The sequence below is a fragment of the Psychrobacter sp. NC44 genome (assembly GCF_904846655.1).
Lineage (GTDB): Bacteria > Pseudomonadota > Gammaproteobacteria > Pseudomonadales > Moraxellaceae > Psychrobacter.
Genome location: NZ_CAJHBN010000001.1, coordinates 203,252 through 224,379, shown reverse-complemented (window position 1 = coordinate 224,379; position 21,128 = coordinate 203,252). Strand labels below are relative to the sequence as shown.

Below are 21,128 nucleotides of genomic sequence, written 5' to 3'. Positions count from 1 at the left end.
AGTCTTACGATCATAAACTGAGTTTTTATGCTCGCTCATGATCTTCTTACGTAATCAATGAGAGTGGATAAATCAAGATTTTAGCAAAGCTAATACACTATTAGAGTATCTTAATAGTATACATCGATGATGGAGTTTACTTTAATAGTAACTAAGGGGTTGCTACACTTTTTTAACACCAGTGTAAGAATAATGATATAGACAGAAATCTATCATTTTGCAGGTGTAATTTATAAAACAGCATTTAAAAAAACGTCGTATTATTTTTAAATTAAATTTTGGCACGCATAAATTGCGCCACATACTCATCAGCTGGGTTGTGGCGTAATTCACTGGGTGTATCCGTTTGTACCAAACGCCCGCCATTTAAAATACTAATCCGCTGACCGACCTTAATCGCTTCATCGATATCATGAGTGATAAAGACGATGGTTTTGTTTAGCCGTGCTTGTAGCTCAAGTAGTTGGTCTTGTAATTGGGCACGAATAAGGGGATCAAGGGCAGAGAAAGCCTCGTCCATCAGCAATATTTGATTGTCGGTTGCTAAGGCACGCGCAAGCCCTACTCGCTGCTGCATCCCTCCTGACAGCTCATCAGGGTAACTTTTCTCCAAATTTGCTAGCCCAACTTCATTAAGCCAATGCCGAGCAACCTTGTGGCGTTCTTTGATACTCATTTTTCGCACTCGCAAGCCGTAAGCGACGTTTTGCAGCACCGTCATATGTGGCACCAAACCAAAATGCTGAAAAACCATACTGAGTGTCTGCTGGCGATAATGCTGTAGCGCTTTATCATTTAGCTCTAAAATATTAATAGCAGACGATGATCTTCCATTTTCTAATACATCAGCAGAGGGTTTGGCATTAGTGGAGGGCTTAGCAATAGTAGACGGCTTAGCATTAATAGAAGTATCAACCCATATTTTACCGCTGGTTGGGTCAATCAAACGATTGATATGGCGTATCAAGGTTGATTTTCCTGAACCTGACAAGCCCATAATACAATGCAGCTCACCTGCTTTAACGCTTAAATTGATGTCATAAAGCCCGACCGAATAGCCTGTTTGTTCCTTTACCTGAATACTATCCATACCTTCTGCTAGTAATGCCAATGCAGACTTTGCTTGCGAGCTATTGGCATTATAAATCTTGCTGATATTTTCCAATTGAATATGATTCATGATGGCTCTCATTTTTATTTTTCTAGTTATCATTATGATTAGGGCGTGTTGAACATTCGACCAGGGCACTGATAATTAACCAATGGGATGCCTGCCAGCATCGATGGTTTTTTGCCGAGCACGCTTGCCTTGACCGAACGCTTGGGTGATACGGTCAATGATAATGGCAACGATGACAATCGCCGTACCTGCTTGCAAGCCCTGACCGATATTAAGCGTTTGAATCGATTGCAACACATCTTCACCAAGCCCCGGTGCGCCAATCATAGACGCGAGCACCACCATAGAGAGCGACATCATCACCGCTTGATTCACGCCCGCCATAATACTGGGTAATGCTTGCGGCAATTTAATCCAAATGAGCAGCTGCAAGTGTGTGCTACCGAACGAGCGCCCTGCTTCGACCATCTCATGATTGACTTGGGTAATCCCCAATGTCGTCAGCCGAATCAGTGGTGGCAAGGCATAAATAATAGTGGCAAATAACGCAGGCACTTTGCCAATCCCAAATAACATTAATACGGGTATCAAATAGACAAAACTTGGCATGGTCTGCATCACATCCAGTATTGGCGTCACAACCTTGCGAAGAATTTTACTGCCCGACATAGCAATGCCTATAGGAATACCAATCACGACGGTCACCAACACTGATACGATGAGCAGTGCCAAGGTATCAATCAATGCGCCCCATAGTCCAAATGCACCAATGAGAAAAAGTCCTGCGCCGCATGCCAGTGCAAACCAGATTTTACGGACACCAAACCATGCCAATACGCTCACAAGCGCAATGATAAGCCAAGGCGGCATAGTGGTTAATAGACGCTCAATCGGTAGCAATAGATAGGTTAACGCCATGGTACTGACAGTACGAAACACATCGCCATAATTTTGGACAACGCTTGCTAATGTATTATTAAGCGGCGTCTCAAGTGACCAAGAAGGAAAGCTCGATAATGAGGTCGCTCGATTAGTGCTAGAGACGGTTGCATCTGAAGTGATAGCCTCGCCCGTTAAGCTGATGCCTAGCTTAGCCGCAAGGTTACTGGCTGCTTCATCAGACAACCATGCTTGCCAGACGCTCGGATATTTACGCAAAAATGCTAGTGCTTGCTCATCGCCACTGCGTTTATTTTCACTCATCTCCAAGATAGCACCATTGAGCTCATCGGAGCTAAACTGAACTTTTTTAAAGACATCAGCAAGCTCTGGATTGGATTCAATAAAGGGGGTAGATACTGCGATACCTAAAGGTGAGACAGGGAAGCCAGACACACAATCGGCGGTGCCATCCGCTCGTAACAAATCTTGCCAACAAGCGTCATCATGGGCAGGGAACTCTAATGGCGCAAAGTCATATTTTGCCATCAAGCCCGTAGGCTGCCAGTAATAAAACAGTAGTGGCTTATGTTGCTCAAAAGCAGAGGCAATCTCAGCGTCGAGCGCTGCCCCAGTGCCGGGATGGGCATTATTAAAGATACTGTCCAAACCTGTATTCTTCAGCAAGCGAGTATTGAAAATCTCACACGTCCAACCAGACGGACAATTCATAAAGCGTGATTTGCTAGGGTCTTCAGGATCTTTAAACAGCTCAGCATATTTAGGCAAATCTTGATAACTGCGTAGACCTGGGTTTTCTTCTAATACATATTTGGGTACATACCAACCTTGAGTTGCGCCGCCTTTGAGCGTATCACCGATGACTGCCACTTTATTCTGCTCGATGGCTTGTTCCATAATTGGCGAGCGTCCAACCCACTGCTCCCCAATCACTTGAATGTCGTTTTGTGACAATGCCGTTTCGAGTGCAGGACCAGCACCCGGCACCTCTTCAATTGTACAATCATAGCCATCTTCAGCGATGTACTTAAGCACCCCAGAGATAAACTGACCGCTCTCCCATGTCAGAGCGCCAAATTTGATTGGTGAGTCGCAGGCTGCTGATGCCGATACTGGCAGTAACAGCACGCTCATGCATAGTAAACTTAACGCAATCCATTGGCGCATAAGATGTCCTATTTATAATTTTTATTATGGAAATGAACGCCCAAGTCAATAACATTATTGCTTTACGCCAAGCGTGTATTGCTTTTGACTCATTCAGTCGTTGAAGACTAGACAACGTCTTCATCTAAAACTAATACTACTATCGTTTAGGCTCACTACAAAGTGTAGCGATTTATAGACAAGATGACAAATGCTCATTAATTTTTTATCGCTTACTTTTATACAAAAAAATAGCACCTATTGAGATAGATGCTGTTTTTTAAAGTTGCTTATATGATTGCTCACAATGATTAGGTATTTTTGTTTACTTGAACGAAAGTTATGTCAACTTTGCTCACTTTAGCATTTGTTATTTTAAAAACATTGCCATGGCTTTTTTAAACAACCCGCCATAAGGTGGCAACAACAAATTCAACCCATTTAACTTGGATTGTACAAATACTGGTTTCATATGGCTAAGACGCTCGAATCCCGCTTTACCATGGTAAGCCCCCGTTCCTGAATCGCCAACCCCGCCAAACGGTAAGTCATGCTGGGCAACATGTATCAGCACTTCATTAATACATAGGCCACCAGAGACCGTATTGTTACGTACTTTCTCTAGGGCGTTATAGTTATCACCAAAAACGTATAACGCCAGTGGGCGTGGTCGCTCGTTGACAAAATGAATGGCATCATCAAGCGTATCGTAATGCATCAATGGCAAAATCGGCGCAAAAATCTCTTCCTGCATCACATCACTATCGGGGGCAGGCTCACTCACGATGACAGGCGGCATTAGACGCGTTTCGATATTAGACTCAGCATCAGTGAGCTTATGGATCCCATCGCTCGATAATGCATCTAGATAGCCTTTGACACGCTTAAATTGCTCGCCATTGATAATACGTGAGTAATCTGGATTGCTCTCAATATTTGGATAGTGCTTTTCCATCCACTCTTTTGCTAAACGGATAAACTCTTCATGATATTGGCGCTGAATCAGTACATAATCAGGGGCAATACAGGTCTGACCCGCATTTAGTGTTTTGCCCATCATCACACGATTGACGGCGTTTTCTAAGTTTGCGCCCTCTAACACGACGACCGGTGATTTACCGCCCAGCTCGAGCGTGACGGGTGTTAAGTTAGGAGCCGCCGCCGCCATGACTTTTTTGCCCACAGCCGTAGAGCCCGTATAAAGCAGATGATCAAAAGGCAGCTCACTAAAAGCAACCGCAATGTCTACCTCACCCAGTACTACACAAATCATGTCTGGTGAAAAATAACGAGCAATCGCACTGGCAAATGCTTGGGCAAATTGCGGTGCCGCTTCACTCATCTTGATCATAACTCTGTTGCCAGCAGTGAGTGCATCAATCATCGGTCCTACTGCTAAAAATAACGGATAGTTCCAAGGCACCATGATACCAACCACGCCCAATGGCTGAGGCTGGATTTCATTATGAGCTGGCATATACAGCGCTGAAATAGAAGCCCGCTGAACTTTCATCCATTTTTTACCGTGCTTTTTGGCATGACTGATACCAGTAAAGCTAGGAAACAACTCGGCAAACTGGGTCTCTGATTCGCTACGATAACCAAAGTCGGCACTGATCGCTTTGGCGAAACTGGCTTGGTTATCGCTAAGCATGACTTCTAGACTGTCTAGTTGGGTTTCACGAGTGGCCCAGTCATTGATTGGCTGCGTGCGACTGAGTGTTTGTAAGCGTAAAAATTGCGCTCGCATCTCATCAACCGTATTAGCAATACTAGGCGATTTTGGCGCAGGTTGCTGCAACATATCCGTGTCGATTGAGGTCTGCTCATTCATGTTTTGATTATTATCTGTCATTTATCTTCCTTGTCATCTGCGTTGGAGTCAATATACTCTATTGGGTTAGAGACTCTGTATTTCTAGGGCTTATCCTCATTTTAAAAATGGTGATAAACATGAGATAAATTGCCGTCAAACAAGGAAAGTAGCGCAAATAATATCGAGATATTAAGAAGCTATTTGACGATGTTTGGCAAAATTTAGCCATTTTCAGCCCATTTAGAAAGTAATCTATTGAATTAAGGACACGCCCTAATCAGCGGGTTGCATTGATGGCAACCCCTGAACATAAGTAATGCGATTCCATTCATTGCACTTTAATGTAGCGCATCAACGAATCAATGAACAGCACATTAAGTTGACTCCTGCGTCTGTATGAAATAAGTGTCTATAAACACGCATCACAATGCTAGAAATTTCATATTAAGCACTGAGAACTTTTGCTTATTATGGCTACTCCGTTAGGGCATTTATCAGTGTTTTGATTGTTGAGTTTTACAGCGTGACCAGAGATAATCTTGGGTACCAATCGCAAAAACTGCTACACTCACTATCGATATCACGACTAAATATCAGTGATACACCTCTTCGAACCAGACCACAATAAGACTGCGACTCTCATGCAAAACACCACGCAACAGCTTAATGACACACTGATCAGCAAATCTCTAACAACAGCCGATTACGTTCCCACTCTCGATGCGATGCTAGCACGTACACTTGCACGTATTGACTTAAAAAAACAGCAAGGACTGCGCACACCTGACGAATTATGGATTGTCGATCACAATGATGTGTATACTTTAGGGCAAGCAGGTAAAGAAGAGCACATCTTGCAACGTACCAATACGCCTATTATAAAAACGGATCGCGGCGGTCAAGTGACATGGCATGGTCACGGGCAGCTGGTTATTTATTGGTTGTTCGATTTGAATAGCTTGGGCTGGAGTGTGCGCAACTTGGTCTCGCATGCCGAGCAAGCAATCGAAGACGTCATCAATGACTGTTTGCAAAATCTTGCTTCATCAGACACAACAGCCATCAGCGCCCATGCGCGCCGTGACGCACCCGGTGTTTATCTATATGCTGATACATCTGTAGCGGATGATAAAATGATGCTTGGAAAAATGGCATCGTTAGGCTTCAAAATTAAACATGGATTTAGCTATCACGGTATCGCGCTTAATTTAAATTGTGACTTATCCGCATTTAATGCGATTAATCCGTGCGGCTATGCGGGGATGCAAATGTTACGGTTATCCGACTTTACGGCTATGCAAAAAGAGTCAGATGAACAAACTGGTGAAGCCTTAAGCTATGAACAAGTGACCCAAAAACTTATTGATAACATTGCTAAGCGTCATGCTGGACTCATTGAGCTACGCGCACTCGCACCCAAGTGAGGTCTTTAGGTCCGTTTTTGCATAATCTTTTTTTGCATAATATCGTGCACGCTTAGACTTAAGCATTGTGAGAAAATTTGAGTCAAACTTGTTATAATCGCAGGCGGCACATATTGGGCACAGTGATAATATCGCAGTGCCGCAACGTTATTCTTTTATCATCACTTATTATTCAAGCACTTAAAACAAAAGCAAATTGGAGTACTTTATGGCAGATTTTAACAAAATTTTGGACGCAGGCGATGTAGACGGCGGCATTATCAACGTAGTAGTAGAAATCCCAGCTGGTAGCAGCCATAAAATTGAGTGGAATCGTGAACTGGCGGTATTTGAGCTTGATCGTATTGATCCACAGATTTTTGCCAAGCCTTGTAACTATGGTTTTATACCGCAAACGCTTGACGAAGATGGTGATGAGCTTGACGTGTTATTGCTGACTGAGCAGCCGCTACCAACTGGTATTTTCTTAAAAGCCAAAGTCATTGGTGTGATGAAGTTCGTTGATGATGGCGAAGTCGATGACAAGATCGTCGTCGTACCTGCTGACGACCGTGATACAGGCAACGCTTATAACAGCCTAGCGGATCTACCAAAGCAGCTAATCAACCAGTTAGAGTTCCATTTCAGCCACTATAAAGATCTGAAAAAACCAGGCACTACGGTCGTTGAATCTTGGGGCGACGTTGCAGAAGCAAAAGAAGTCATCAAAGAGTCTATCCAACGCTGGAAAGACCTATAGGCTATCAAAAATTGGCAGAAATGCTAATAAAGGATAGCTATTAAAATGCCGCAGTCATTATCGTGATTGCGGTATTTTTTTGATTGAATATTACTGCTATAAAATGGTTATAATAATCAACACTATCGATGCCTATTTTTCATATCGCCATAAGGACAGTCATGTTTAACCCCGACCCTAGCTCAAAACCAGTCAACCCAAAGCTGCCAAGAGACGTCATCATGATGATCGAAAAAAACAATTTAGTGATGGCGATCAAAACTTTGGCGGCAGATGAAGACATTAGTATGGATGACGCCAAGAATAGGATTGATGCCTATGAGACACAACTAAAGGTGAAGCAGCAGCAAAAACTCAACACTATCGCCAGCAAGCAAGGCATTCCTAACCATGCTATTAGCTTTGATAGAGAGCAAGGTGCTGAGGATGAAGCTGGACATCTGATAAAAAATCGCGTCAAAACGACTAAGCAAAGTCGAGGATTCAAGAGTCTACAAAATGGTGTGGACAGCCAGCTTAATGATTTAGGCTATAAAAAACCGCTGATACCCTATTGGCTGAAACGGCTATTGGTGATTGCCATCATTATGGCTGGATTATTTTGGATATTATGGCGAGTATTTGGTTAAATAGGACAGGATATCGTCGTGTTAATTTTTTTATAGTCTGTTATAAGTGGTTCTGTTATATCAGTCTGTTTTAAGTAGTCTACTAATACGCATGAGGGCTGAAATAACTGGTTTCTTTGAGGTATAGCCTTTTCTAATATCTCTATTACTTTAAATATGAACAAAGGACATCAAGATGAATAAGGAACTACCGAATGATAATACTGGAAATGCATTGCAAAGATTAAAAGATGATGGAACAGATTTGACAAAAATGATCGAAATAGATTTTTTTATCTCAGTACCATCTGAGAGTTTTGGAATCTTAGTAGTAGAAAAAATTAAGGAAGCTTTACCAAATACTACTTTCAGCATTGAAGAGGAAGAAGATGATTTTACATGCTATTGTAAAATATCCATGATTCCTAACTATTATGATGTAGTAGAAACTGAATCATTACTGAATGCTATAGCAGAGCCGTATGGTGGTTATATAGATGGTTTTGGATCTTTTGGTAATTAAATCAAAAACCAACCTTTGAGTTATATTGAACAAACTGTAGAGATAAACCTTATAGATTTTAATCAAACAGCTCAGTAGTCATAACCTATACTGTAAATTTCATAGTCATGAAAGTCATATCTAAAACTAGTAGTTCGACTCCTGTATAGCGCACCGATCACAGATAGAATATATATGGTAAGTACACCATGAAGTATACTGCGACTATTTCAGTGGGCAAAACCATTGATACTATTAGCTTACAGCCGAGTGTTCAAGTCCTCACTAGGAAACCATAGCCTTAATTTTTTCTGAAAGTATTCTTTTAGACACATGTTTTTTTAGACTGAAATATGCATAAAAAACAGATGAGATTACATGTAATTTACTTTATTTATTCTGTTCAAGATCTTTTAGTATGGCACAATCGGCGTTTGCATCACCTGAGCAATGATCAGCTGAAATCTGTAGTGAGCTCACCATATCTTGCAATTGAGCTATTTTTTGGTTCAAAGTTGCGATATGTTGCAGTGTCAATTGTTTAACATCAGCACTCTGCCGATCTGTATTTTTCCGCAAATCAAGCAACTCTTTCATCTGTTTGGACGAAAAACCTAAATCACGAGCCTGTCTTAAAAAGCATAAGTCTTTTATATCTTGTTTAGAATAGATTCGATATCCTGAATTTGAGCGTTTTGCGGCATCAAGTAACCCAATCTGTTCATAATAGCGGATCATTTTGGGAGAGATTCCTGATTGCTCTGACGCTTGACCGATATTCATAACTTTCCTCCTGATATAAAAAGGGTTAAAGCCAAACGGGTACTTTAACCCTATATTAACAGTTCTACGCTTTAATCACGGGCACCTGAAAGTACTTTAAGCGTAAGGCATTACCTAGTACAAAAACAGAGGATAGCGCCATTGCGCCTGCTGCAAAAATAGGTGACAACAAAATTCCAAATGCTGGATATAAAACCCCTGCGGCAATTGGAATTAAAGCAATGTTATAGAAAAATGCCCAAAATAGATTTTGTCGAATATTTTTGATGGTAGCCTGACTTAAAGCAATCGCATTAGGAACCCCTTGTAAACTACCTGACATTAACACTACATCTGCGGCTTCAATTGCCACATCTGTCCCTGTGCCAATTGCCAGTCCGACATCAGCTTGAGCAAGAGCGGGTGCATCATTAATACCATCACCAACAAAAGCCACTCGTCCATATTGTTGTTGCAGTTGACGTATTGCATCTACTTTTCCATCAGGCAACACTTCTGCGATCACTTGATCAATATGTAATTTTGCTGCAATAGCTTGCGCAGTATGCCGATTGTCCCCTGTAATCATTGCTACTTTTAAGCCCAGTTGATGTAAACCTGCAATCGCGGCATAAGTGGTGTCTTTAATGGGATCTGCAACGGCAATAATAGCAACCAATTTCTGATCAATCGCGACATATATGGGGGTTTTAGCTTCTTGTCCTAAGTGCGCGGCTTCGTCTTTAAAGGGAGTAACATCAAGTCCTAATTGCTGCATATAACGATCAGCACCAATATGAACGGCTTGACCTTCAACTCCTGCTTTGATTCCAAATCCCGTCACAGAGTCAAAAGTGGTAATCGGCAATAAGCTAATATTCTGTTGCTCTGCGGCCTGAACAATGGCTAAGGCAATGGGATGTTCAGATTTTGCTTCAACCGATGCCACAATACGCAAGACTTGCTCACGTTCGAACCCTGGTTGGACATAAAAATCTGTTAAGGTTGGTTTGCCTTCAGTCAATGTGCCAGTTTTATCGACAGCAATGACTTTTACTTCCTGTAAAGCTTGTAACGCTTCACCTTTGCGGAATAAGACGCCCATTTCTGCGCCGCGACCTGTACCAACCATTATGGATGTAGGGGTTGCCAATCCCATTGCACAGGGACAAGCAATGATTAGGACGGCAACGGCGTTGACGAGACTAAACGTCAACGCAGGGTCAGGACCAAAGATAAACCAGACTATAAAAGTGAGCATTGCTAAGAGCATGACCATGGGGACAAACCACATAGTGACTTTATCAACCAATGCCTGAATCGGTAATTTAGACCCTTGAGCCTGTTCAACCATGCGAATGATTTGTGCCAATACCGACGATTCTCCGATAGCAGTCACCCGAAAATTTAAGGTTCCATTCTGATTGACTGTTCCTCCGACCACTTGATCACCGACTTGTTTTTTGACAGGAACGGGTTCACCTGTAATCATGGATTCATCAATATAACTTTGACCTTCAATTACTTCACCATCGACTGGAACACGCTCACCGGGACGAATCTCAACAATCGTTTCTGTGGTCACCTCTGCAATCGGTACTTCAGTCACTTGCCCATTGTGGTGAACACGTGCTGTTTTTGCTTGCATACCCACTAGATGTTGAATGGCTTGAGAGGTACGCCCTTTGGCTTTTGCCTCGAAATAACGCCCTAATAAAATTAAGCTCACAATCACAGCCGCCGCTTCGTAATACACATTCACAGTACCCTCAGGTAGAACTTGTGGAATAAATGTTGCGACTAGCGAAAAACTATAAGCCGCCAGTGTTCCAACAGCCACCAATGAATTCATATCTGGAGCCAAGCGCCATAATGCTGGAATACCTTTTTGATAAAAACGTCGGCCTGGAAAGATGAGTACCAGCGTGGTCAAAACAAATTGAATCAGCCAGCTTTGTTGCGTGCCGATATTGTCCATGACCCACATATGAAAAGCTGGAATCATATGTGACCCCATTTCTAGAATAAAAACAGGCACGGCTAGAATTAAAGAGATCATCAAATCTCGTTTCAGCTGTTGCTGCTCCGTGGCTTTTTTATCCTGTCGAACACGTGCATTCTGCTCAATCTGCTTAGCCGTGTACCCCGCTTTTTTAACGGCTTGAATCAAATCGCTGCTCTGTACTTGAGCGTTGCCTTGTACCCATGCGCGTTCAGTAGCAAGGTTGACGTTTGCTTGTTGTACGCCTTCAACTTTTTTTAAGGCTTTTTCTACCCGTCCAACGCAGGAAGCACAAGTCATACCTTCTATCGACAGCTCAATCGGCTGAGAGGCCAAGACCTTATAACCGGCTCGTTCTACGGCTTTGGTTGCTGCGATAAGATCTAAAGGTTGAGACGAGGAAATCATGGCGTTTTCAGTCGCAAGATTCACCTCAGCATTTTCAACACCTTCAACTTTTTTTAATGCTTTTTCCACCCGCCCCACACAGGAAGCACAGGTCATACCTTCAATGGGTAATGTTTCATTGTAAAGATAAGACTTACTATTTTCTGAGTTCATAACATCCTCTATCATGTTCAATCTGTTATCAACAGCATAGAGGTTGACATGATGGTAAGGTCAAGCGTGTTTTTTTAAAATATGTTTGACATTACCATCAAGACAAGGCTTAAGCTTAGTGATGAAATAAAACTTATTTGGAGAAAGGCTATGAAACTATGGATTGGAAACATGAAATATGGCGGCTGTGCTCGTGGTGTGACAGCAATTATTCACGATATCGACTCAAACGCCAAGGTTGACATGGATTTAGCAGCCAAAGTGGTCAGTATTGAAACCATCGCAAGTGTTGAGCAGATGACGGCTGCTTTAGCAAAGGCTGGCTTCCCTGCACAAGTGCAATGAGTCAGTCTGATAGACGCGCAGTCTATACGATTAACAGAAAGGATTATGGGCTGAATCATTTTGAATTTATTGACCACGCGCGTTTGGTGATAGGTCTACTTTTACGTATGAAAAGTGGATAATGTTACCAAAATGAATACTTTATTTATGACAGGAGTTATCGGCAAGCGCATGCAATATTCCGCAGGATTCAGCCAGCGCTTCACTTGCGCATTTTTGCCGCAACGCTAGTAGATGTTGCTTTAACTGAACCAATTCTTCCATACGTGTTTCTACCGCATCGATATGCTCATCCAATAGCACATTGACCTCACCGCAGTTTTCCTCAGGTTTATCTCTATACTGAAGCAGGGTTCGTACTTCATCCAAAGTCATATCGAGCGTACGGCAGTGCAGGATAAATTGTAGACGCTCAAAATGCGCCTCATTGTACAAACGATAGTTGCCTTGGCTACGCGCAGGCTCTGGTAATAACATCTCTTTCTCATAATAACGAATGGTTTCGACCGTCGCACCGGTGCGCGTGGCAAGCTCGCCAATTTTGATAAGCATGTGTATCTCCTTAAATAGTATTTTCTATTATCTAAAACAATAAAGTAACTATAAGGTTTGCTGATAAAAAATCAAACCCCTTTATCGTTAAAAGCCTTGACCCTGAAGCTACTATAGGGTTAATAATATCTTCAATAAGAGGATAAATAACTATGCAATATCATATTGAAGGTATGGACTGTGCCAGTTGTGTTGGCAAAATTGAGCGGGCGCTCATACGTATGCCAGGCGTCTCTGGTGTTCAGTTAAACTTTGCGACCCAAAAGCTAGAGCTAATCTTGGCGTCTGATGCAGCGACTGATGTTAAAGATATCGAAAAAACCATTAAGCGTCTCGGGTTCGGTATATCAGCGTTAAATGGTCAACAAGAGAAGAGTAGCACTGATGAAAGTCAATCAGCGATAGAGAATCAGCGCTGGTGGCAAACCATAAAGGGTAAGCAGGTTATTGGTACTGGGATTTTGATGAGTGCCGCATATATGTTGTCCTTAATTTTCCCTGAATATGGCGCATGGGTTTTTATTGCCGCTGTGGCTATCGGAGTCCTACCATTTGCTCGTAAAGCTTTTGCACTGGCGTTAGTAGGTTCGCCTTTTTCAATTGAAATGCTCATGTCTGTTGCGGCTATCGGCGCCCTTATCATTGGAGAGGCAGAAGAAGCTGCCGCCGTGGTATTTTTATTCTCAGTTGGTGAGCTGCTAGAAAGTGTCGCAGCTGATCGTGCGCGCGCTGGCATCAGAGCGTTATCATCGCTAGTGCCAAAGACAGCTATCTTGTTAGACACGCAAGGACAACAACGTCAGGTGGCAGCGACTGCATTACAGATTAACGATAAGGTGCTTGTGCGTCCCGGTGATAGAGTTTCTGCTGATGGGGTGATTATTCAAGGAATATCTAGCCTTGATGAGTCACCTGTGACAGGAGAATCTGTTCCTGTTGCCAAAACCATAGGTGCTGAGGTCTTTGCTGGATCTATCAACGTTGATGGGGTACTACAAATACGCGTAGAAAAGACAGCAGCAGATAATACGATTGCGCGTATTATTGAACTTGTGGAGCAGGCGCAATCGTCCAAAGCACCGACTGCACGCTTTATTGAAACCTTTAGCCGTTACTATACGCCTATCGTGATGGCGATTGCAGCGCTGGTCATTATTATCCCACCTCTACTGATGGGAGCAGAATGGGGAATATGGTTATATCGCGGTTTGGCGCTATTACTGATAGCTTGTCCTTGTGCTCTTGTGCTGTCAACACCTGCCGCTATTGCCTCAGGTTTGGCGGTCGGCACGCGCCATGGACTGCTTATCAAAGGCGGTAATGTCATGGAGTTGGTTGGTCAGGTCAGCACCGTCGCTTTTGATAAAACGGGTACTTTGACTGAAGGAAAACCACGGGTAACCGATGTCATTGATTTTAAAACAGTACATGGCGATGCTGAGGGTCACGATAAACTACTGTCACTGTTTGCGAGTGTCGACTCCGTCTCTAGTCATCCGCTTGCTATCGCTATTGTGGATCATGCCAAAGCCGCTAAGGTAGTCATACCTAGATCCTCCAACGCCTTTGCGACTGCCGGTAAAGCCGTTCATGCAACGGTTGCTGGACGCTCTTTGGCCATCGGCTCACCAGTCTACGTCGCTGAGAAAGTGAGGTTGCCAGCTGAGCAGCAGATTCAAATTGAGATGCTACAAAATGATGGTAAAACGGTTTCTATTTTGTTTGATGAGCACACGAGGGAGGCGCTCGGATTGGTCGCTCTACGTGATGAGTTACGAGAAGATGCACAGCAAGCCATTGCCCAGCTCAATAAAATGAACGTGCGCTCTGTCATGCTCACAGGTGACAATAGCCGTACGGCAAAAGCACTTGCTAGTCAATTAGATATAGAGTGGCAGGCTGAGCTGTTACCTGAAGACAAGCTACGTCTACTCAGCGAGATGCAAAGCAATAGTAAAATAGCGATGATTGGTGATGGTATCAATGATGCACCCGCTTTGGCAGCGGCAGATATTGGCATTGCGATGGGCAGTGGCACGGATGTGGCTATCGAAACGGCTGATATTGCCCTATTAAAAAGCCGCGTGATGGACGTTGCTAACCTTATTGCCTTATCCCGCGCCACCATGAGAAATATCCATCAAAATGTCATATTTGCACTTGGGTTAAAAGGCATATTTCTGATAACCACTGTGCTCGGCGTGACAGGACTTTGGATTGCTGTGCTAGCGGATACTGGTGCTACGGTACTGGTGACGCTGAATGCATTGCGTTTACTGCGTTTTAAAGGAATGTCTTCCCGTTAATGACAGTTAAAGAATAAAACGGTTATGGCTACATCAGTGGCCGTTTTATTACATCCACCTCTTACCTAGAAGCAGTCAATGAGCCTACCTTTAAAAAAATCATTACCTAAACCTATCACACCTTATTCGAATTAAATCTACGTCGATACTCACTTGGTGTCAACCCAACAATGCGCTTAAATATTTTACGAAATGCACTGGCATCACTATAACCAACTTTCCACGCTATTTGCTCAACAGGAGATGACGAGAACTGTAAAAAGTCTTTTGCCTCTCCGATGCGTAATCGCTGACAATATTCTGTGGATGTCATGCCCGTCGCCTTATGAAAACGACGCAGAAAAGTACGCTCTTCTAACTGTGCGCAATCGGCTAAGGTAGATAAATCGATATCTTGTGCATTGGTTCTTTGTAGCCAATGCTGCACTTTTAATATGGCTGTGTCTCCATGGGTGAGGTTGGGTGAGAAAGCACTGTAATAACATTGTTCACGCCTTGAAGGGTCAATTAATAACATACGAGCGGTCTCATTCATCACCTGAGAACCAAGAAAGCGATCCACCATTCTCAATCCCAAATCCGTCCAAGCCATCGCGCCACCAGCGGTCACAATATCACCGTCTTCGATAATAATGCGATCGACATCGAGCTCCACATCAGGGAAACGCTGCTTAAAATCCTCTGCATAACCCCAATGCGTGGTTGCCTTTCGCTTGGAGAGTAGTCCTGTTTCGCCCAATAAAAAAGCACCGGCGCAGACGGACGACAGTATCACCCCTGTCGAATGCTGCTCTTTTAGCCATTCTAGCCAAGGTTCTGCCGCTTGCTTTGCAATCGGTGCTTCTAACGTGGGTGGAATGATGACGGCTGTTAATCTTCCTACGCTATCAGGATTGCTCGAAAAAGTGCGCTTAGGCTGCTGCTTAACGCCGCAAATCTCCCAGTGACTGACCTGTAAAGGCAGATCGGTTGTATCTTGACGTTTAGCGGCGAGTTTACTGGCCACCACGAATAAATCAGTCAGTCCAAGGACAGCCGCCGTTTGTGCTTTCTCATAAACGATCAAGCCAATTTCAATAGCATGTTTTTGATTCATATGTCGTTATTAACCTCTTATGTGTCGATGTAGCCACTCGTTAGTGTAGCACAGTGCTTGTAAAATATACGCCTATACAGTCACTTCCATAAACAAAGAGGCATTATCATGAACACACAAGCATTGATCGTTGTCGACATTCAAAATGAGTATTTCCCACAAGGTAACTTATCACTTGTAGGTATTAACGAAGCCGCTGATAATGCAGCTTTGGTGATTGCGTCTGCGAGAGAAAAAGGTCATACCGTCATTCATATCCGTCATGAAATGCCTGCTGACGCACCGATCTTTACGCCTGGTACCGATGGTGTAGCAATCAATGAAAAGGTAAAACCAATAGAGAATGAAGCCGTCATCACTAAGCATTACCCCAATTCGTTCCGTGAGACCAATCTGAAAGAGCTATTAGATAAAGAAGGTATCAAAGAAGTGACTGTGATTGGCGCCATGAGCCACATGTGTGTGGATGCCACAGTTCGTGCTGCAGTGGACTTTGGTTATACAACCACTACGGTTCATGATGCCTGTGCCACGCTTGATCTTGAATTTAATGGTACGAAAGTACCTGCTGTTCAGGCTCATGCCACCATCATGGCAGCGATTGAGTTTCTATATGGCGAAGTGATTGATACCCAAACTTGGATTGCCCGTTAATCCAGAGTTGTTAGCCAAACCATGATTTAGTCATGAAATAGACTCTTAAACCCTAGTCCCATTAAGAAGAATTTCCTCAATAAGGTAACTATTATGAATATCGCAAAATCACTGACCGGCACCACACTGTTAAGTGGCGTCATGTTGTTAACGGCATGTACCACCTTTGCCAGTCCAGCAGCAAATTCTAACGCGGTAAAACAGACAGCTACCAATACCGTTCAATTTCAGCAAATCCGTAATGCCACGATCAAGCTTGATTATGCTGGCACCACGTTTTTAGTGGATCCGATGCTAGCAGCTAAAAACGCTTATCCAGGGTTTGATGGCACAGTAAATAGCCAAATACGCTATCCAATGGTGGATTTGCCGATGACTGTTGCCGAAGTGCTTAGGGCTGATGCCATTATCTTGACGCATCTTCATGCTGACCATTGGGATGATGCCGCACGCAACCTCGTGCCGCGTGACATGCCAATTTTTACCCAAGATGAAGCGGATACGGCAATCGTACGTAAAGATGGTTTTACCAATGTTATAGCATTAACAGAGCAAGGCTTTGTGTTTAAAGGCGTTACAATTCATAAAACCATCGGACAGCATGGTACTGATGAGATGTACAAAGTGGCACCATTAGCTGAACTACTGGGCAAAACGATGGGGATTGTATTCCAGAAACCAAACTACAAGACCGTTTATGTCGCAGGGGATACCGTTTGGAATAAGGAAGTGGAAGATGCATTCACTCGCTATAAGCCTGATGCGGTCATCCTTAATACAGGCTATGCGAAGTTAACTACCTTTGTTGATGACTCTATCATTATGGGTAAAGAGGATGTATACCGTGCGTATAAATTCTCTCCTAATGCTCAGATCGTGAGCGTGCACATGGATACGGTCAATCATGCCACCCTCACCAAGGCAGAGCTGCGCCGCTTTATCGAAGAAAAGCACTTAGACAAGCAGCGTGCGCTTGTCCCTAATGATGGTCAAACCTATAAATTCTAGTGCTTGATGGTTGGGTCTTTAAATCTTCCCTGTGTGGCAATACCCAAAGTGTGTTGCTATGCATCGTTAATACGGTAAAAATGAGATCGTTTATGAATATGCCAAATCATTCAGGTAGCGCCCCTTTCGTTCTTTCGGTGCTCGACAATGCCTTCACCGGCGTTAGTCACACGGCAGAGGACACCTTTCAAGAGATGATTGCGCTTGCGAAATTGGCTGACAAAAGAGGCTTTCAGCGGTTTTGGATGTCTGAACATCATGCCATGCCTGGTGCTTCGGTGCCTTCACCGCAGATGATGGTGGCTCGGCTTACTGGGGAAACTGAGCGAATTAGGCTTGGTGCAGGCGGCATCATGCTACCGAATCATGTGCCTTTGGTCATTGCTGAACAATTTGGCATGCTCGATGCGATGGCGCCAGGACGAATTGATCTTGGTTTGGGACGGGCACTGGGTACGGATGGTGCAACGGCTTCCGCTTTGCGTCGGCATAAGGCAGCAAACGATGAATTTCCTCAGCAAGTCGCAGAGTTGTTGGGCTTTTTAGAAAACAGTTTTCCAAAAGACCATCCTTATCATGCGGTTCATGCGGTGCCAGGCCCATGGCAAGCCGAGCAAAACCGAGTACCCCCATCGAAGACCGCTGCTGATGTTTGGATCTTAGGGTCATCGACTTACTCCGCGCATCTGGCAGCAAAGCTGGGTAGACCTTATGCATTTGCTCTACAGTTTGGCAATGCTGATGTCTTAAGTGCCATGCGCATTTACCGAGAGAATTTCCGTCCTTCAAAAATTCTAGCCAAGCCATACTGCTTAGTCAGCATTGGCGCGATTGCGGACGAAGATCCTGTAGAGGCACGTCGCCAGTCAACATCGTCTGCCATGGCAATGTTGAGAATGTTTCAGCGCAAGCCTTTTGCTTTACTGCCTCCTGATGAAGTAGCCGCTTTTCAAGGCAATATGCAAGAGCGCCAGATTATTGAACAGTATACCGATCAAACCCTGCATGGCACTGCTGCCGAGGTCGCAAAAGGTTTAGAGGATCTTCAGGAGCAGACAGGTGTCGATGAGGTAATGATGGTGGTTCAGGGCTATTCGCGCCGCGCCCAATCGCGCACTGTTGAGCTAATCGCAGATCATTATGGTATGCCAAATCACTAGATCCTGTTGGGAATAACGATATTAAAAAGTTAGCAAAGCGCTTAATGCCTAACCATTAGGCTTGATTGGGCTCGTAAGCTACCCAAATGCATTGCACCGATGTAATGACAGCGACACTCAAAAGACACTGATTCTCATCCAAATAGTAGTCCCTGTGTAGATAATGGCTTTTGAAGAAGTAGCGCATACAAGTGAAGTTAGCAACCAAGATAAGCCGTGATATAATGCCCCGATAATTGATATTTTATGAAAGGTTTACATTATGGCTCGTACAGCTAGCGCATTACACATTTTAGTAAAACACAAAGAGCAGGCTGAAGACATTATTGCCAAGCTTCAAAAAGGCGCTAAGTTCGATGTGCTGGCGAAACGACATTCAACCTGCCCATCAGGTAAAAAAGGCGGCAGCTTAGGTGAGTTTCAACAAGGCGACATGGTACCGCCATTTGACAAAATCTGCTTCAGCGGCAAACTCTTCACCCCACATTTGGTAAAAACCAAATTTGGCTGGCATGTGGTCAAAGTACTCTACAGGACATAAGCATTAGGAGCGGAGCTTTAATTATAAGCCGACTGACATATGCCTTAAACATTATCCTGACTCATACAGGATCTAACATCATGGCAATCACGATTTGAGCTGCCATGATTGACTCATTTATGACCCAAAACGACTTATGATCTAATGTCCGTGTCATATCTAAATTTGAGTTGAAGACACTTTAGTTCCCATAAAAGTGATGATGATAGACATTTATAAATAGGTTTTGATCATAATAAAGCGTTAAGAACAAAAGGCTGCTACTGCCCTCTCTCCTATTTTATATCAACAATAATAATTTTTAAGGCATTAAAAAAGGACACCGCAGCGTCCTTTTTTATTCTAAATCAAGGCTCATATACAGCCTATTCTAATGATGCTCACCAGGCAGTATTCTGGCAAAAGCACGCTGAGCAAGGTTTGGCTTCTTATCGGTAGTCAGTCCAGCGCGGGTGCTTGGAAAAATACGATAACCCATCGACTGAATACCAACGTTGATTGCTGGTGCCAGTGAATAAGTAGCTGACGCAAATTTACCCATGTTGCTGGCAATACTGTTTGGTTTATGGACAATCGCTTTGGCAACCATCATCGCGGCTTCATCAGGCATTAATGCAGGCATGTAACGGTATAACTTAGTAGGCTCAATCATAGGCGTACGCACCAATGGCATAAAAATATTGGTAATCGTCACATTATCGCCCTTCACTTCAGCAGCTAAGCAGCGGCTAAAAGCGTCCAATGCCGATTTTGAGGCAACATAAGCGGCAAAACGCGGACTGTTTGCCAATACGCCAATCGATGAGATATTCACAATTTGACCAGTCTGACGTTCAATCATCCTCGGCAAAAACCCAAGAACTATTTTAACCGCGCCAAAGTAATTGATATCCATAGTACGCTCAAAATCATGGAAACGATCAATAGACTCGTGAACCGAACGCCGAATTGAACGACCAGCGTTATTGACCAAGACATCAACATGTCCGAAATCTGCCAAAATTTGCGTGCTAACTTTTTCGATATCATCCATATTGGTCAAATCACAAGGGTAATAACTGGCATTGCCACCAAGCTCCTCGATACTTTCTTTAACGGCTTTTAGTTTGTCTTCGGTACGTGCTAATAAGATAACATGCGCACCGCATTCACTAAGTAAATATGCTGTACGCTCACCAATACCGCTTGATGCCCCTGTGATAATGATATGCTTATCTTTGACCGCTTTGTTGATTGCTTTTTTTGAGGGATTGGCCATAAAAAATCCTTTTTGTTGTTTCTATGCCTATGAATGTTCGATTACAGCATAGCAAAAAATTATGGCTTAAAGTGAACAAAACCGCCGTCTCAGCCAGATAATTTGCCGATCATAAGGATCGATAAACGTATAATCGCAGTATTTTTCAGACTTACGCTTTTCACCGAGCATCGATAAGGAGTATCTATTTTGATTGCAACTCTAGCTCATTACATTGATTTAATTGCTAAGATAGTCGAGGTCATTGGCGTACTTATTATGTTTTTTGGACTGTTTTTTGCTTTTTATCGAGGGATTCGCCTAACCAGTGGGTTTAACCATGAGACCTATATCGAAGTCAGACAAACCGTCGGTAAATCTATTTTGTTAGGATTAGAAGTCCTCATCGCCGCTGATATTATGGCGACTGTCGTCACAGAACCGACGTTACGCAGCGTCCTAGTACTAGGTTTTATCGTACTCATTCGGACTTTTTTGAGCTTGTCACTACAAGTAGAATTAGAAGGCAAATTCCCTTGGCAAAAAGAAAATACCGCACTCAAAAAAGAACCAAGTACCGCTAAAGTGGACGAGCCTTAAAGCTTTTTTATTATTTAACAAACGCTTAGCATGAACCCTCTGCTCACTT

Annotated in this window: 19 protein-coding genes; 11 read left to right on the top strand and 8 right to left on the bottom strand. The window is 43.4% G+C overall.

Going from position 1 to position 21,128, the window contains the following annotated elements; genetic code table 11:
* Positions 1–271 precede the first annotated feature (271 nt).
* The 3 genes from JMX95_RS00865 to JMX95_RS00855 form a co-directional block, all read right to left on the bottom strand.
* Entirely contained in the window at positions 272–1,180 is a 909-nt protein-coding gene (locus JMX95_RS00865; protein WP_201559796.1) for an ATP-binding cassette domain-containing protein, read from the bottom strand.
* Positions 1,181–1,255: 75 nt separating this feature from the next.
* Positions 1,256–3,187 carry a glycine betaine ABC transporter substrate-binding protein gene (locus JMX95_RS00860; RefSeq protein ID WP_176393037.1) on the bottom strand — a complete coding sequence of 644 codons (1,932 nt, stop codon included), beginning with the start codon at positions 3,185–3,187 and terminating at the stop codon, positions 1,256–1,258.
* A gap of 349 nt (positions 3,188–3,536) precedes the next feature.
* A complete protein-coding gene (locus tag JMX95_RS00855) occupies positions 3,537–5,021 on the bottom strand; it encodes a coniferyl aldehyde dehydrogenase (RefSeq protein ID WP_176393036.1) in 1,485 nt (494 codons plus the stop codon).
* Between the two features lie 602 nt (positions 5,022–5,623).
* Between JMX95_RS00855 and lipB the strand changes: the two genes are divergently transcribed.
* From lipB to JMX95_RS00835, 4 genes are all read left to right on the top strand, one after another.
* A complete protein-coding gene (gene lipB, locus JMX95_RS00850; protein ID WP_201559795.1) occupies positions 5,624–6,406 on the top strand; it encodes a lipoyl(octanoyl) transferase LipB in 783 nt (260 codons plus the stop codon).
* Positions 6,407–6,614: 208 nt separating this feature from the next.
* The gene (locus JMX95_RS00845) at positions 6,615–7,145 is read left to right on the top strand and encodes an inorganic diphosphatase (RefSeq protein ID WP_010198287.1); all 531 of its coding nucleotides are present in this window, start codon (positions 6,615–6,617) and stop codon (positions 7,143–7,145) included.
* A gap of 161 nt (positions 7,146–7,306) precedes the next feature.
* On the top strand, positions 7,307–7,774 hold the full coding sequence (locus JMX95_RS00840; protein WP_087814391.1) for a hypothetical protein: 468 nt from the start codon (positions 7,307–7,309) through the stop codon (positions 7,772–7,774).
* 175 nt (positions 7,775–7,949) lie between these two features.
* Positions 7,950–8,276, top strand: coding sequence for a ribonuclease E inhibitor RraB (locus JMX95_RS00835; protein ID WP_087814390.1), 327 nt, complete (start codon positions 7,950–7,952; stop codon positions 8,274–8,276).
* Positions 8,277–8,645: 369 nt separating this feature from the next.
* Here JMX95_RS00835 and cueR read toward each other — a convergent pair whose 3' ends face one another.
* On the bottom strand, positions 8,646–9,038 hold the full coding sequence (cueR, locus tag JMX95_RS00830) for a Cu(I)-responsive transcriptional regulator (RefSeq protein ID WP_087814389.1): 393 nt from the start codon (positions 9,036–9,038) through the stop codon (positions 8,646–8,648).
* Between the two features lie 64 nt (positions 9,039–9,102).
* Positions 9,103–11,580 (bottom strand): heavy metal translocating P-type ATPase, encoded by a 2,478-nt coding sequence (locus tag JMX95_RS00825; RefSeq protein WP_109590098.1) that lies wholly within the window; start codon positions 11,578–11,580, stop codon positions 9,103–9,105.
* Positions 11,581–11,730: 150 nt separating this feature from the next.
* On the opposite strand from JMX95_RS00825, the gene JMX95_RS00820 reads away from it, so the two are divergent.
* A complete protein-coding gene (locus JMX95_RS00820; RefSeq protein WP_109590099.1) occupies positions 11,731–11,925 on the top strand; it encodes a heavy-metal-associated domain-containing protein in 195 nt (64 codons plus the stop codon).
* A gap of 141 nt (positions 11,926–12,066) precedes the next feature.
* On the opposite strand, the gene cadR is transcribed toward JMX95_RS00820, so the two are convergent.
* Positions 12,067–12,477, bottom strand: a complete 411-nt coding sequence (gene cadR / locus JMX95_RS00815) for a Cd(II)/Pb(II)-responsive transcriptional regulator (RefSeq protein ID WP_045452168.1) — start codon at positions 12,475–12,477, stop codon at positions 12,067–12,069.
* A 152-nt stretch (positions 12,478–12,629) separates the two neighbouring features.
* Between cadR and JMX95_RS00810 the strand changes: the two genes are divergently transcribed.
* Complete coding sequence (locus JMX95_RS00810; RefSeq protein ID WP_109590101.1) at positions 12,630–14,783, top strand: heavy metal translocating P-type ATPase; 2,154 nt, start codon at positions 12,630–12,632, stop codon at positions 14,781–14,783.
* A gap of 115 nt (positions 14,784–14,898) precedes the next feature.
* Here JMX95_RS00810 and JMX95_RS00805 read toward each other — a convergent pair whose 3' ends face one another.
* Positions 14,899–15,879, bottom strand: coding sequence for a GlxA family transcriptional regulator (locus tag JMX95_RS00805; protein ID WP_109590103.1), 981 nt, complete (start codon positions 15,877–15,879; stop codon positions 14,899–14,901).
* A 108-nt stretch (positions 15,880–15,987) separates the two neighbouring features.
* Between JMX95_RS00805 and JMX95_RS00800 the strand changes: the two genes are divergently transcribed.
* From JMX95_RS00800 to JMX95_RS00785, 4 genes are all read left to right on the top strand, one after another.
* Positions 15,988–16,533 carry a cysteine hydrolase family protein gene (locus JMX95_RS00800; protein ID WP_087814383.1) on the top strand — a complete coding sequence of 182 codons (546 nt, stop codon included), beginning with the start codon at positions 15,988–15,990 and terminating at the stop codon, positions 16,531–16,533.
* Positions 16,534–16,626: 93 nt separating this feature from the next.
* A complete protein-coding gene (locus JMX95_RS00795; RefSeq protein WP_087814382.1) occupies positions 16,627–17,541 on the top strand; it encodes an MBL fold metallo-hydrolase in 915 nt (304 codons plus the stop codon).
* Between the two features lie 92 nt (positions 17,542–17,633).
* On the top strand, positions 17,634–18,701 hold the full coding sequence (locus JMX95_RS00790) for an LLM class flavin-dependent oxidoreductase (protein ID WP_087814381.1): 1,068 nt from the start codon (positions 17,634–17,636) through the stop codon (positions 18,699–18,701).
* Positions 18,702–18,963: 262 nt separating this feature from the next.
* Positions 18,964–19,242: a peptidylprolyl isomerase gene (locus JMX95_RS00785; RefSeq protein WP_045446094.1), complete on the top strand. Its 279-nt coding sequence runs from the start codon at positions 18,964–18,966 to the stop codon at positions 19,240–19,242.
* A gap of 370 nt (positions 19,243–19,612) precedes the next feature.
* Here the strand turns inward: JMX95_RS00785 and JMX95_RS00780 are convergent, their stop codons facing one another.
* Complete coding sequence (locus tag JMX95_RS00780) at positions 19,613–20,500, bottom strand: SDR family NAD(P)-dependent oxidoreductase (protein WP_087814380.1); 888 nt, start codon at positions 20,498–20,500, stop codon at positions 19,613–19,615.
* A gap of 189 nt (positions 20,501–20,689) precedes the next feature.
* On the opposite strand from JMX95_RS00780, the gene JMX95_RS00775 reads away from it, so the two are divergent.
* Entirely contained in the window at positions 20,690–21,079 is a 390-nt protein-coding gene (locus JMX95_RS00775; protein WP_087814379.1) for a DUF1622 domain-containing protein, read from the top strand.
* The last annotated feature ends 49 nt before the right edge of the window (positions 21,080–21,128 follow it).

What these genes read in the sequence shown, in the direction of transcription:
- cueR (WP_087814389.1), bottom strand. Translation starts at nt 9,038, where the DNA reads ATGAATATCGGTCAAGCGTCAGAGCAATCAGGAATCTCTCCCAAAATG.
- JMX95_RS00845 (WP_010198287.1), top strand. Translation starts at nt 6,615, where the DNA reads ATGGCAGATTTTAACAAAATTTTGGACGCAGGCGATGTAGACGGCGGC.
- JMX95_RS00820 (WP_109590099.1), top strand. Translation starts at nt 11,731, where the DNA reads ATGAAACTATGGATTGGAAACATGAAATATGGCGGCTGTGCTCGTGGT.
- JMX95_RS00855 (WP_176393036.1), bottom strand. Translation starts at nt 5,021, where the DNA reads ATGACAGATAATAATCAAAACATGAATGAGCAGACCTCAATCGACACG.
- JMX95_RS00780 (WP_087814380.1), bottom strand. Translation starts at nt 20,500, where the DNA reads ATGGCCAATCCCTCAAAAAAAGCAATCAACAAAGCGGTCAAAGATAAG.
- JMX95_RS00860 (WP_176393037.1), bottom strand. Translation starts at nt 3,187, where the DNA reads ATGCGCCAATGGATTGCGTTAAGTTTACTATGCATGAGCGTGCTGTTA.
- JMX95_RS00835 (WP_087814390.1), top strand. Translation starts at nt 7,950, where the DNA reads ATGAATAAGGAACTACCGAATGATAATACTGGAAATGCATTGCAAAGA.
- JMX95_RS00785 (WP_045446094.1), top strand. Translation starts at nt 18,964, where the DNA reads ATGGCTCGTACAGCTAGCGCATTACACATTTTAGTAAAACACAAAGAG.
- cadR (WP_045452168.1), bottom strand. Translation starts at nt 12,477, where the DNA reads ATGCTTATCAAAATTGGCGAGCTTGCCACGCGCACCGGTGCGACGGTC.
- lipB (WP_201559795.1), top strand. Translation starts at nt 5,624, where the DNA reads ATGCAAAACACCACGCAACAGCTTAATGACACACTGATCAGCAAATCT.
- JMX95_RS00840 (WP_087814391.1), top strand. Translation starts at nt 7,307, where the DNA reads ATGTTTAACCCCGACCCTAGCTCAAAACCAGTCAACCCAAAGCTGCCA.
- JMX95_RS00825 (WP_109590098.1), bottom strand. Translation starts at nt 11,580, where the DNA reads ATGAACTCAGAAAATAGTAAGTCTTATCTTTACAATGAAACATTACCC.
- JMX95_RS00795 (WP_087814382.1), top strand. Translation starts at nt 16,627, where the DNA reads ATGAATATCGCAAAATCACTGACCGGCACCACACTGTTAAGTGGCGTC.
- JMX95_RS00805 (WP_109590103.1), bottom strand. Translation starts at nt 15,879, where the DNA reads ATGAATCAAAAACATGCTATTGAAATTGGCTTGATCGTTTATGAGAAA.
- JMX95_RS00810 (WP_109590101.1), top strand. Translation starts at nt 12,630, where the DNA reads ATGCAATATCATATTGAAGGTATGGACTGTGCCAGTTGTGTTGGCAAA.
- JMX95_RS00790 (WP_087814381.1), top strand. Translation starts at nt 17,634, where the DNA reads ATGAATATGCCAAATCATTCAGGTAGCGCCCCTTTCGTTCTTTCGGTG.
- JMX95_RS00865 (WP_201559796.1), bottom strand. Translation starts at nt 1,180, where the DNA reads ATGAATCATATTCAATTGGAAAATATCAGCAAGATTTATAATGCCAAT.
- JMX95_RS00800 (WP_087814383.1), top strand. Translation starts at nt 15,988, where the DNA reads ATGAACACACAAGCATTGATCGTTGTCGACATTCAAAATGAGTATTTC.